This is a genomic window from Rhizobium sp. BK251 (genome assembly GCF_004345245.1).
Classification (GTDB): Bacteria; Pseudomonadota; Alphaproteobacteria; order Rhizobiales; family Rhizobiaceae; genus Rhizobium.
Genome location: NZ_SLUQ01000009.1, coordinates 421,891 through 435,118 on the forward strand (window position 1 = coordinate 421,891; position 13,228 = coordinate 435,118).

A 13,228-nucleotide genomic window follows, 5' to 3' on the forward strand; every position below is an offset into this window, starting at 1 on the left:
ATCATTCACTATCGCGGCATGCCTGCCATGTCAGGCGCTCTTTGAATGCCCGACAGTGCTCGACATAAACGCGGGGCGCCCAAAGACCAAGTGCCGTGTTAAGCGAATGGACGCGCAACCGGACCTTGGCGATATCGCCCTTATCGTCTTCAGCGAAATGACGGTTTCCTACAGGACATCGCAAGCTAAAGGAAAAGCTCCGCGTTTTTGGCGTCGCATGCGGCGTGAAGTCCGCCGTTAATGAAACTCAAAAGTGCAATTCTATAGTAGCAAAACTCTTGGCTTCATGTCATCCGGCGATGGTGTTACGGCTTACGCTGCTGCTTCAGGAGGGGAAATGGACCGGGAACTGTTCGTATTTGTCGATGAAACGACTTGGCCTCAATCCCTGGCTCTGCCAGCATTCCCCCCTGCGTTCGTAGCCGGTGCACAATTGTTCGACGTGAATATTCCAGCACTACTGCTCACAATCGGCTACCTCACAACACCTTCCCATGCATCCGGCGTTTCGCTAAGCGAATTCTGGGCATGGATTCGCTATCTTCATGCCGTCGCCGACACGCCTGACCTGCGCCTAACGCCAGCCTTTTTCGAGCTGGACGCTCACCAAAAAACCATCCTGAGTGACGATTTCGGAATGGGCGCACCGATTTACTGGCTTATGAACCGACTACAGCTCGGCCCCATCGCCGACGGGCGATACTTCATTGATCGCGTTGCCGCATCAATTGGTGCAACAGCCACAAAGCCGAAAAAGCGCGGACCAGGAAAATCACCGGATTTCGTCGCCCAAGACATCAATGGTATCTGGCACATCATCGAGTGCAAAGGCACCCAGACGGGCAACGGCTATCGCGAGCAGCAATTAGGAGCACTTGGCCCGCCGCCGACCGGTGCCATCGCTCAAAAACGAACCATCACTTTTCCACCCGGATATTCCGGCCAGCGACTGGCGTGCGGTCTCCAAATTGGAGTGCAAGGTGGCGCGCATGGCAGCAGCCTGAGGATTATCGATCCGCCAGCAGAAGAAGAATTCTCGGTCGATGAGGACGACATGATCTACGCGGACGATGCCATCATCAGGGCCGCAAGTGCGAAGTCTTTGAGGCTTGCCGGCTTCGGAGCCAGTTCCGCAGCGATGTCCGCACCCTCCGGCGCAACTCCTCGATCCCGTCCAACCTCAGGACGTTACGAGCGCCTGCGCCAGGAAATCGTGGGCGAGAAAAAGGCGCGCGCCGAGGACGAGCTAAAGAACAGGCGTGACCGGGCAGCATTTACCGCTGACAAACGACGTTACCTCGGTCGCCAGATGGATTTTGATCTTCCAGCCCCGATTACAGTGGGAAGAAGCACCTTCCGATCCGTTCGGGTCCGGTATGGTGTCTCGGTCGACTTTCTAGGTGAACTGTCCAAACGTCCACTGGTCGAAGACCCTATCCAGGAGGTTGATCGTGATCTTGATGTCGCGAAAGAGCGAACCACCACAGATGCCGGTCGCAAAGGTGCTCGAATGCATGTTGGCGAAGCCTTCGTCTCAGAAATCGATCTGCGTTCGTGAGTCAGCCGAAGCGCCGGCCCAGCCCACTTCGACGTTTCCGAGACGTCAGTCGATTTGCGGACCTTCATGTGCACTCTAACAGGCTTATTGCAGAACTATCCGAGCGTCTCAAAAGCTCAGGGTCCCGCGCCGACCGTCCGACGCCTGCTGCGCCGAATCGTCTGGCAACGAGGCATCGTTTCGCCCGTCGTCAAAGAGACGTTGCGTGACCTCCAAATATAACGACTCGCGGGGCCGCTAAGCCTTTTGGGAAGATAAGCCGCGCGGAGCCACGTCGCAGTCTCCGATGGTGACGACATCGACATGGATTAGAAATCGTTCCTTTCGCATGGGTCAGCGTTTCTCAATCGTTGCCATTCTCGCCGAGCAGACAAGTCCGGCTGTTGCCGTTCGTTCGAACCTAGTCAGAAGAGTGGAGCGAGAAGCAAAAAAGCTCCGTGGACCAGCTGACAACTCTGCCGGATCACGTATGTTGACAACAATGTATTCGGATATTTTCACGATCGGACCAGCGTTCGAAAGGTTTGCAGATGAGAACACGAGGCGAAGACGTTATTCTGGAACAGCGTAACTACGCGCGGCTAGAGAATTTGATCAGTCGCCACGGACTGACGCTCGACGAAGCATTCATCCGCGGTATTCGACATATTGGATATCGTAGCAATCTTCACGCATTCGCTGAACTGATTGACAACTCCATCCAAGCCTACGCTCAGCGTATTGATTTGATCTTTGGTTACGATGAGACCAGTTCGTTGAAGAAGCCAAATAGGATCGCCATCGTCGACGATGGCCACGGTATGCCGCCTGAAATGCTTCGTCTCGCCATGATGTGGGGCGGCACCCATCGTGAAAACGACCGGGACGGCCTTGGTCGTTACGGATACGGACTGCCCTGCGCGGCAGTCAGTATCGGGCGACGCTTCTCGGTAATATCCAAGATCGAAGGCGGGGTACCTTTTCAAGTAACACTCGATCTCGACGCGTTGGACATGGGCCACTATCGCAACTCGGAAGGGCATCTTGCGATGCCGGCCCCCCAGGCCGCCGACATACCGGACTTCGTAGAAGCCCATCTTGCCAGCGCCTATCCGGAAGGATGGCAATCCGGGACCGTGGTCGTGATTGAAAAGCTCGATCGCCTTGAGTGGGCCACTACTGCAGGAATCCGGACAAACCTGATCCGCCATCTAGGTGTCATCTACCATAAGATGGCAGACCTCGCAGCGCTTCATGTAGGCGATACACGCATCGAACCGGTCGACCCCCTGTTTCTCAGCCACAACGCTATATTGCATGACCTGGACGAGGACCGCGCGGTCGCGCTGGAACCAATCGATGTTCGTATCCTCAACCCGGCCACAGGGCAGGATGCCATTGTCACGCTGCGCTATTCGTGGCTACCCCCGACATTTGGTGCGATAGACAAATCTCGCGATGCCGTCGGTTTGAACGCGAACGCGCGGTTTCCTATTCTGAAAGAGTTCCATGGCGTCATCTTCAGCCGCAACGGCCGGCTGATCGACGTGCATAGTCGGATTCCGTGGACGATCTTTGTCAATAACGATCGCTATATACGGGTGGAGATTGAATTCTCCGCCAAGCTTGACGAGTTGTTCGGCGTCACGACGTCGAAACAACAGGTGACGGTTTCACCGTCCGTCTGGGATGCGCTCCGGCAGGCCGGTCTACACAAGGCGATAGAACAGCTTCGCGCGAAAGTCAGAATTGCGAAGACCGCGAAATGCACCGAACTAAATCAAGTGCCACTTCCTCTCCCGGGAGGACAGGTCCAGCCTGCTCGGCGCGATGAGCACCCTGACATTGTGGGGCCAATTCTCCCAGCAGTCCCGGCGACACTTTGGCAGAACAATGGAGGAAGAAACATTTCGTTGAACCGCCAGCATCCTTTATTTTCTGGAGCGAAGGACGGGAAAACGACCGCCGCCGCTCTCGAAAAACTTGTCGAAATGATCGCAAACCGCGCTGGTTGTGCTGGCGTGGAGCTCTGCGATGAATATTGTGGCCTTCTTGACGCTTGGGGAGAATGGGTCCGGACCAGCGGCATGGTTCAGAGTTGATCGGACTGGCCTGATATCATGGATGAACGTAGGACAGAGTCTGTAGCATCACAGGAGATGACCGGTCCCGGTCGGGTCCGCGCATTTTCGCCGTTTCTTGCGCCAGATGAAAAGGAGCAGTTGCGCGCGCTTCTCGATTTTGGAGACGGACCACCACCGAGCTTCGCGGGTGAACTCAGAGATCTGGCGCGGCGATACGTGGACGATGGCGAGAGCCGCAAGTTGCGAGCAATCTGCCTGCTTGTGGCTGATCTGTTTGAGCAAGGATGGCGGGTGTCAGTTGACGACGGCCGCATCCAGTTCGAGCCGCCAGGTATCTCCCGCTTCATGGATCAGACTGTTGAAGACGTGAAAGCACGCGTTCGATCGGCTCTGCAGACTGCCCGGCAGAGACAACTCAAGGAGCCGTCCGTCGTCGCCTTTCTTCGGAGCATGGAACGGCGCGCTCTTCGAAAATCCGGGCATCACAGTTCAGTCCTTGACCTTATCGACGACGGAGATGATCTGGCAAAATCTTTGGAGAAAGCGAATGATCTGAGCGGAGACGCTCGTAGCGGATCTCTTGCACATATCATCGACCCTGTTGTCGAAATCTGCGAAGCCGGTCGAAAATGCGAGCACACGGGGCTCAATCTCATCGATATATGGCGCTATTTTCGTCATACATGGGCACACGAATATCGGCCAGTTCCTGGGCGACAGATGTTGATTCTGGTTCGCAATGCAGCACGGCCAAAGCATCCTGTCATTGGGATTGCTATGCTCGCGAGCCCCGTCATGCGGGTCAACGTTCGGGACCGATGGATCGGCTGGTTGCGCGAGGAGACCAAAGCGCGGCTCGACCAAGGTCTGTTTGAACCAAATTCGCTTGCCACCGCTCTATTGTCTCAATTGGAGACTTCGATCGCGAGTATCCGGTTCGACGACCTCGTTCGTGCGGACGAGGTTGCCGAGCCGAGCGAAGCAACGGTCTTGCGCCTCGAGCAAAAGGCAGCAGGCGCCGCATATGCGCGTGATATGGAATTGAGGGCACACTTTGAAGTCCAAAGGGCTGCGGGCGCATCCGTGTCACCCTTGAAAGGAGCCGTCAAAACCAACGATCCCAAGGTCGACTGGAAGGCATCCTCAGAAGACTTGCTCTTTGTCCGCAAACGCGCCGAGGTCCTGGCGCAGTTGCTGTTTGCTAGGCAAATGTTTAGGGCTTCCAACCTAGCTACCGATCCGGCGCGAGCACTCGACCAGCTTCTCGCAGGTCGAAGCGGGCAGCGGGCAGTCGACATCGTGCTTACAGAGTGCCGCAAAGCAGGATTATCCAGCCGGATTGCAGATGTAAGCGTGTGCGGCGCTGTGGCGCCCTATAACGAGCTACTAGGCGGAAAACTTGTGGCGCTTCTGCTCGCATCGAGGGAAGTCCGAATCGGATATGAGCAGCGCTACAGTGGTCAGGTCAGTGTGATCGCGTCGCAGATGGCAGGTCGACCAGTTTCGAAGCCGGCCGATTTGCGAATACTAACAACCACGAGCCTTTATGGCATCGGCTCAAGTCAGTACAATCGCCTGGCTCTCAAAGCAGAAGACCATGCCGGCCTCACCGAAACTGTGGCCTGGAAGCCGATTGGTACAAGCCTTACAGGTGGTTATGGAACGCTCCATCTCGGGGCGGATACTGCAAACGCCTTGAGGTCGATGGCTCAATCACGTCATTTCTCTCGTCGCATCAATAATCGATTTGGTGAGGGCACGAGCCCGCGATTGCGCCAGATGCGAGAAGGCCTAGATGCGCTCGGCCTCGACAGCGATACGATCTTGCACCACGCGACTCCTAGGCTGTTTTATGCCTGTGAGCTCGGCTCCAAGGCAAGAGACGTTTTATTGGGCCTTGCCTCCACGGACGCGCGAGGTGACTCCGCCGGAGCCATCGCCAATGCTTGGCGAACTCGATGGCTCGATGCGCGTAGCCGCAGACCGGACACCCTCGCCAAACTCCGTTTGTTGGGCCCCGCAAGTGTCCAGTGTTCTCTACATATCAGTGACGGGTCCGATCTATTCAATGCGTGCGTCTAAGGCTGAGATCGCCATTCGATAAAATCGCGCCGCCTCGCGTACACGCTTTTCAAAGCAGTCTTGAGGGGGCCGGCACCATCGCCCACCTGGATGACAAGGGTATCCATGGCCCTGGTAAGTGGAATCATGATCCATCGCGCGGCGTGAGTCGTCGCGTAGTCCTCCTCACTCAGGAGAAGATCGTCTTTGACCGCACTGGAGCGCGCCTGGTTGAATTTGTAGTCCCAGAGCTCGTCGAGACCATAATTTACTGAAATCCATGCCTCAAGGCCGCGACAAGAGTCATATTGTACAAACCGAAGCTGCTCACGGTGGTCGGCAAAGTGTTCGCGTATATCGCGTGCCGTGCCATCCCATACCTGTCCGCCTGAGAGAACGTAGGCGCTCGCTGGCAAGCAAAGTCCGTCAGCAGCCGACGCGCGTACCAAAGCTGGGGGGACGCATGCCAGCATGTCGACAGGGTAATTCCCCAATGCCAGCGCGTCTTTAGCGAGATCGTGCAAAATTCCAGGCCGCTCAACCAACTGGCCCTCGATAACAATAACTCGGCCTCCAGCCGCATCAGTATTCGGCTCCACATCCCAGTCGGACAGCCCCATAGCAGCAGCCATATCACTGGCGAATGCGGCGATATTTGATTTCATGCGCATACTACGCTTGAGACGGCGCGGCTGCAGGCCGCCCTTCGCCACACCTGCAGTCCAGTCTGCGACGCTTGGACGAACGAACTGATCGACACCATCAGATACGGTGACCCGCTCGGATCCGTACAAATGCCGCAGGATATCGATCTCATCCTGGGGCCAATCCTGTGCTTCATCGACAAAGACAAGGTCCCAATCGAAATCGACTGGGGCTTTCTGCGACATTGATCGAATATCTGGAACGGTAATGGCACCGGAGTTTAAGAACTCCAGCAAGTTTTCCTTGTAGCGATCATAGTTGTCTAGAAAATCGTCATAGTTCTCGATCACGCCCAGCGCGATCATCACCCGACCGAAAAAGCCGTGCGCCGTCTCAATCGCAATTCCTCCACGCTCAATGCTGCGTGGAACGCCGAGCAACGCCATCGTTCTTCGCAGGTCGGCAACGAGTGCCTTGTTGAATGTTAGAAGGAGAGAACGATGCTGGCGCACATCGTAGGAACGGTACGCCATTTGCAGCAGGTTGACGGTCTTGCCTACGCCGCCTCGACCACGCAAAATAATCTGACGTTTGCCAAGATCGTCTATCCATTCGTCAGGGACGGACTTTCGGGCGATCATATCCATTCTTTTGCGATCGAGTGGCGTCGGCTCGATCACTTCGAAGACACCGAATTTTCCTGAGAGCAGTGACGTGAAAACGTCATCGCCGCCAAAGTTTAGAGTGACCCGACTCCCGTTGCGGTAGGGCCGCGCGACCTGACCCAAAACGTTGAGGACCCGCTCAAAACTTGCATCACAGGCAATGCAGTTATGCGGCCTTTGGGGAAGATCGCTCTCGCGCAAACCGGTAAATAAAATCAAGTCCTGAACGTGAACCCGATCGAGGCCGTGCCGATCAAGGTACTTTTTGAACTCGAACATCTGCACCCGGTTTTTCTCAGTCACACACTCCCATTTGGTTGTCCCGTTGCGGATATACCGGACGGAGGCAACCTTGTCCTCGAAATGTACACCGGTTGCGTCATGCGATTTCACCTCGATGACGAGCGCGAAGTTTTTGACGCTTGCTTGCTTGGGCACGAAAGGATCGTTTTCTCGCGGGTAGAATTTATATTCGACCGCGAACTCCCGCGGCTGATCAAAGGCGCCCACCACGACCACGTCGAGATCCTCGACGCTCTGACCGTACATTTTAAAGCCAGCAAAAATCTTGACGGAATCCCGCTTGCTTTGCGCGAGATCCGGCCAGACGTTCAGGAGCAGCCGCCGAATGTGGATGGCTGCTTCATATTCTTGCCCCTCCTGAAGGCCGACGATCTCAATCACGAGAGATCCTCGATCTTCGCCATCACCCTGCGCGTGGCATCTGACAGGTTGCCTCGAACCAACAATTCGTTGACCACCTCAACCTGAACCGCGTCAGGATCCAACTGCAATCCCGCGAGTGCTGGTTCCGCTGCGTGTCCGTCGGTGAGGGCGCCGGAAAGCGCAATGGCAAACTGCCGTCCATCTTTCGCTGTGGCCAAGATGGGAATCTCTATCTGGCCATGCCCCGCAACATCGATCGGATGATACAACTTGAAGTCAAAATCGTCGCTCTTGCGCTGCAGATCGTCATGCAACACCGTCGTCGACCTGCGAATGCGATCCGGGTTGAACGGTGCCACGACCCCGTTGACAAGGTATTCGAGCAATTCGGCACCCACATGTCGATCCAGCAAGGCGTGCTCAAATTTGTTCTTGAAGCTGCGCAGGCATCGATAGCAGGAGGCATCACAGTTATCCGGGCAGTTCTTCATCAGAATAAGAGCCCGTTCAAAAACCTCTGCTCCTCGATCAGTTAGCTGGGTTGCGAACCCGGCGCCTCCCGGCAGTGTATCATAAAGGAATACCTCGGCCTCGAGGCCACTTCGTCCCCCCGGTGTCAGCGCGGGGCGGTACTCTGCCATAAGTTCCCCCGGCTCGATTTCCAGCATGCCGCACGCCGCTTTGGCCAAGGCTTCACTAACAGTACGCAGGGCGACATCCGTTTCGAACCGAGCCGGGCGCACTTTAAGCGGTGCTGCTACCCGCAGCGAAAACAGCGCGATGTCGGTGATGAAGTCGGTTCCGAGTATCAAGTGACGTGTCACACGTGCACCGTTGCACATTGGTTCTTTCTCATCCGGGTAGGGCTTAAGGTGTGGGTTGAGCAACATCCCGGTAGCTTCGACATTGCTCTCGATGCGACCGCAAAGCACGCAATAGTCATATCCCTCCCGTTTGGGGCCCGTGTTGGACACGAGGAGGTGGCTCCTGTCTGGCATCACGCGTATGCGCTCGCTGACGAGGCGCCAGCGTTCATCATCGCCAGGTGTCGACATTGTGAGCTTCGCTCTCGTCGCGTAAGCTGTTTCAGGCATATCGTCGGGGGACGTAACCTCCTCCTGATCCACAGGATGCGCAAACCCTGGCGGCCGGAGCCAGAAATGCGCCGGTCCGAAACATTCCTCGGACCCGCAGGCGCGGCAGTCGAGGCGTGAGCCGGGCTTGAGACCGCTGTCCAACGGCTGAGTTTCAGCGAAACTGCATTCCGAGCATTCCATGAACAGGCGCCGGTTTGCCCAGGCGTCGAAGCGATCTTGCTGCATCGGCGAGTAGATTGCGCCGGACGTATAGCACTTGCCCGAGATCCAGACCTGTTTTCCGGGCGCGTATTGCGACAGCGCCACGGGCAGTCCCTGCGAAGGGGCAAATTTCATCATCGGTCGGTAGGATTTGGACCGTTCCTGATCAAATACACTGAATGTGGCGACGTCGGTCGGGAATGCGTAACGAGGTAGGACCCCCTTATAGAGCAGTCTGTCTAAGAGCTTCCCGTCCGGCGCAAGTTGAGGGGGTATTTCCTCGCCCTCTTCAAGCGGCACTTCCACACGATCGTCGTCCGCATCGTCCTCGTCTACAGGGTTCAACGATGTCGGAGTAGAAATCGCCAGCGCATTGTCGATCTCATGCAGGCAGTCTTCCATTAAGGTTTCGAGTAACGTCTTCTTGTCGCCAGGCGAAAGTTCCGCCGGGATCCAGGATGACGCGCGGGCGCGCAGCATCTCGATGTTGGCGCCGATCCAATTCCCAAAATCCACACGGTTGAGAGCGCCGGCTCCCGACTGGAACGCATGAACCGAACCGAGCACGGAAAAGAGATCTGGATTGGCCTGGGGATCGAAGGCGGCAATCCGATCTTGCAGGTAGCATTGGATGACGAAGGCACGAATGTGACGCCGAACAATGTCGGCGTTGTTCAGGGTCAACTTCGGATCGACGACCGGCCCCGCAATCATAGCTGCTGGATCGCTGAAATAATGCTCATCATGGCTGTCCGCGCTGCCAAACGCAACGACGGTTGCAACAGCGTTTCCACGGCGACCAGCGCGACCAGCACGTTGCTGATAATTGGCTCGCCCGGGTGGCATGTTTCTTAGGGCGACCCCAGAAAGCGCCCCGATGTCGATACCAACTTCCATAGTCGTCGTACTCGACAGTACGTCGATAGCGGTGACCTTTTTGGGTCGATCGATCCATGTCAGTTCGACGTCCTGGAACAGAAGCTCGTTTTCCTCTGCCTTCGAAAACACGTCCTCGCTCTGCGGAGCGTTAAGCTGGGCCGTGTGCTCCGCTGCAATTAAAGCCATGGGAGCAACACTTGCGTCGCTCAGGACCGCCGCGACAGGGGATCGGTAATAGCCCTTGCGAGCGACAAAAACCGGATCATTTTCCGGATCAAGGGTGTGCACGGCGGTCGATCCGCAATCAAGGCACTGAGGGATCCGCGGCACTGGACGATGGACAGAACGGCAGGCCTCGCATCTTACCCAAGCGCCTTCCAACTCCAAGGCGAGGTTTTTTCCGGCCAGGCGCCTGTAGCCGGCCTCCATATCCTGGGTGAAAACAGAAAGGAGCTTGGACTCCCAGGATTTCTCGAAGATCTTGTAGGCGCTCTTGTCGCTAATCAGGCGCTTCATCGCCTTGAACGATGACTTGCGACTGCGAAGACTGGTGCCACGTCCCTTGCGATTGTACCAGCCGATCGGCATCAGGTTGAGCCAAAAGCCGTCAGCCTTCCAGCAGCGCAGCCATGCTCTTACCAACGCAATTTTCTCTTCGTCCGTCTCAGCTATCCCGGGAATTTTTGGTAGGGCAATGATGTCTTTGCGCCGGTTGGCGGTTTCTCGGATCGAAGCGAGAGCGAGAGCTTCCAGGCCCAGATGCTTGTCGCGAACTGTCTTCACGATATCGTCCAAAAGAGCACTCGGTGGCGTTTCATGGACGAACTCCATCCTGAGGTTCATCAGTTTGATGTCGTCTTCGAGCGCGCCATCCGTCACCGCAGCATCGACGATCGTCTCGCAAAATGTCTCACCGGTTCGCATCTCGGGACGTAAACGAACGCCCAGCGCGCGGGATGCCAAGGCGACTGCTAGATAAAGATCCTCGAGACTAGCAGTCTGTTGCAGCGCCGGTGATTGTTGAAGCTTTCCGAATCCCCAGACGATGAGAGAGCGAAGCGCATCGCGGACGGAATACATTTGAAGGTTCGGAGCCAACCGCGCAGCGACCTGGCGTGAATCCGAGAAGACGAGAACCTTGCGCCCGCGAAGCGGTGCAAAGGACGACGCAGGTTGCGGTCCCGGTGGCTGAACCTGTATCTGCCGGGACACGAGCGCCTGGAACGGCTGATCACCTTTGGTCTGATGGTCTTGAATGGATGTTCTGCCGAAACTCGCCTGTTCACCGCACACGGCGCAAGGGGTAAATTGTCCTCTGACCTCAAGTCGCGCATCTGAATTACCGTCGTCGTCCACCGCCGGCGTCACGCGATCGGCGCGGATATACACGCTACGCATCCTCGATCCGACCAGTTCAGGATTAATTTGGCCGGTAAGAAGGTCGTAATCGGCGATCTCTGCCGCCCCTTCTTGCCTTGGCTCCTCCAACAAAAGGTCGAGATCGAGGAGTTCGCGGGTTTCACCCCCATGCATCTTCAAGCGGCGTCCCGGTTCTGACCACAGCATCCTTGGGCTATCGACGTCGTTGGTGTGGGCACGAGCGTGAGCGGCGCCGCAGTTTCGGCACGTGAAGAACTGCAAAACCCGCGCTCCGCATCCGCATTGCTCGCGGGGTTGTCCAAACATCTTGCCGCAAATTCCGGAGCGCTCCGCTTCAACAACCTCACTGCATTCGGCATCCATGCACACCCAGAGGCCTGGTAATCCACGATAGAAATTGTGCACCCGACAGGGAAGCAGCCCTGCTGCCTCGGGAGCTTCTCGCGCGACACTTCCGAGAGCCAACAAGGACGTAAGCGCACTGTCGGCATCACCTTCGTTTTCCGGAAAGAGCACTCGGCTAAGTTCTGCGAGGGGCTGTGCGGCCTGCATTGTCGCGTTGATGAGCAGTCCGATCGGCTTGAACTCATCCAGAGCATCGAAAAGGTCCCTCTCGACGTCTCCGCTCGGTTTGATTTTCCGGTAAGAAAGGAAGGGAGAGATCGCCGCTTGTCGGTCAGAAGGTGCTGCTGCGTAAAATTTTCCGAGATCGAGCGAGGCCAGCAATCTTCCTTCATCGACACTGGCGGACGCGGCATTCTTTTTCAGCTTCAGTTGGCCGGTCACGATCTCGAAGCTTTGGGCAGAAACGCCGGCGAGTGCTGCGCCAAAGTTCGCCGCTTCTGTCTGATTGTTGAAGCTTGCCGTCGCGCAAATGATCTGAAATCGCTCCGGCGGGATCCCGAGCCGATCACGAAGTCTCCTCAACAAGAGGCCCACTTCGGCGCCGGCGGCACCACGGTAAAGGTGGGCTTCGTCGAGCACGACGGTTATCTTTTCTTCCGGGTTTGCCGCAAGCCATGCTTTCGTGTCGTCGAAAATCGACCGTTCGATCGGCCGCATCAGCATGTATTCGAGCATCGAATAGTTGGTTACCAGCAGGTCGGGGCAAGCAGCCTGCACTTCGTGACGCGTGATCATTTCGGAGTCGCCCTGGAGCGTGACGGCACGCAGAAACTCCTCGGTTTTCCGGTCGAACCAATGGCTACCCTTGTTGCCGAACCATGCTGCCAGATCCGGCTTCGCGGGCCATTTCCCGCGCTTCTTCAATTGCGCCTTTAATGTCAGCGCCTGGTCGTGATTTTCAGCATCTGGATCCGCTGCCTGCCGTTCAATCTCGACGAAGAACTCTTCGAAGGAAGCCAATTTCTGGGGATCCTTCTTTCGGCTGCGCACACCTGCGTATGGCGTGCGGCTCGTATAGCGCGCGAACGTTGCCGGGCGACCCGCCCACTTCAGAAACAGATCACATAGGCGCGGATCGCCGAAAATTGCCCTCATACGACCCAATTGGTCGTTGACCAGTGCGTTCATGGGATAAAGAAGCAATGCCCTCATCGCTCGATTGCCCTCAAAAGAGGCGGGCCGGCTTTCGGCTTCCCTTGCGAGCTTCCCCAAGATCGGCATAAGGAACGATTCCGTCTTACCGGAACCCGTGCCAGTCATGATCATCAGATTTTTACCGGCGATCAATGCGTGCTCGATCGCATCGACTTGGTGTGTATAGGCTGGATTGTACAGCAGTCTTGCCAATCCATCCTTGGGGCCGGATAGCGCCTCGTAGACGGAGAGCGCTGCGGCGGGCAAGCCGCTGATGTCTTGAAATTGCTTGCCAGTTTCGTAGCGGGGCGTCGATTCAAGGTAGGGTATCTGATGAGTAACGCCGACGCGGTCCAACAATGCTTGGCGCTGAGCGATCAGCTTTGCATCACCGATATGATAGGTTGCTTCGATATAATCTTTGAGTGATGAGTGAAGAGATTCGATCGTTTCTTGAATTGTCTTGGACATGGG

Annotated in this window: 5 protein-coding genes; 3 read left to right on the forward strand and 2 right to left on the reverse strand. The window is 56.4% G+C overall.

The genetic code is table 11. From position 1 onward, the window contains the following. The first annotated feature begins 337 nt into the window (after positions 1-337). The 3 genes from EV286_RS24695 to EV286_RS24705 all read left to right on the forward strand — a co-directional run bounded on the left by EV286_RS24695 (position 338) and on the right by EV286_RS24705 (position 5,703). Positions 338-1,558 carry a hypothetical protein gene (locus tag EV286_RS24695; RefSeq protein ID WP_132959819.1) on the forward strand — a complete coding sequence of 407 codons (1,221 nt, stop codon included), beginning with the start codon at positions 338-340 and terminating at the stop codon, positions 1,556-1,558. A gap of 530 nt (positions 1,559-2,088) precedes the next feature. Then, positions 2,089-3,639, forward strand: a complete 1,551-nt coding sequence (locus EV286_RS24700; RefSeq protein ID WP_132959820.1) for an ATP-binding protein — start codon at positions 2,089-2,091, stop codon at positions 3,637-3,639. Positions 3,640-3,696: 57 nt separating this feature from the next. Continuing rightward, complete coding sequence (locus EV286_RS24705; protein ID WP_132959821.1) at positions 3,697-5,703, forward strand: Druantia anti-phage system protein DruA; 2,007 nt, start codon at positions 3,697-3,699, stop codon at positions 5,701-5,703. Here EV286_RS24705 and EV286_RS24710 read toward each other — a convergent pair. Together EV286_RS24710 and EV286_RS24715 are read right to left on the reverse strand one after the other, a co-directional pair. Then, complete coding sequence (locus tag EV286_RS24710) at positions 5,700-7,676, reverse strand: AAA family ATPase (RefSeq protein WP_132959822.1); 1,977 nt, start codon at positions 7,674-7,676, stop codon at positions 5,700-5,702. The two genes, EV286_RS24705 and EV286_RS24710, sit on opposite strands and share 4 nt — an antisense overlap. After that, positions 7,673-13,225 carry a DEAD/DEAH box helicase gene (locus EV286_RS24715; RefSeq protein WP_132959823.1) on the reverse strand — a complete coding sequence of 1,851 codons (5,553 nt, stop codon included), beginning with the start codon at positions 13,223-13,225 and terminating at the stop codon, positions 7,673-7,675. Before EV286_RS24715 ends, EV286_RS24710 begins: the two co-directional genes overlap by 4 nt. Positions 13,226-13,228 lie beyond the last annotated feature (3 nt).

What these genes read in the sequence shown, in the direction of transcription:
- EV286_RS24700 (WP_132959820.1), top strand. Translation starts at nt 2,089, where the DNA reads ATGAGAACACGAGGCGAAGACGTTATTCTGGAACAGCGTAACTACGCG.
- EV286_RS24705 (WP_132959821.1), top strand. Translation starts at nt 3,697, where the DNA reads ATGACCGGTCCCGGTCGGGTCCGCGCATTTTCGCCGTTTCTTGCGCCA.
- EV286_RS24715 (WP_132959823.1), bottom strand. Translation starts at nt 13,225, where the DNA reads ATGTCCAAGACAATTCAAGAAACGATCGAATCTCTTCACTCATCACTC.
- EV286_RS24695 (WP_132959819.1), top strand. Translation starts at nt 338, where the DNA reads ATGGACCGGGAACTGTTCGTATTTGTCGATGAAACGACTTGGCCTCAA.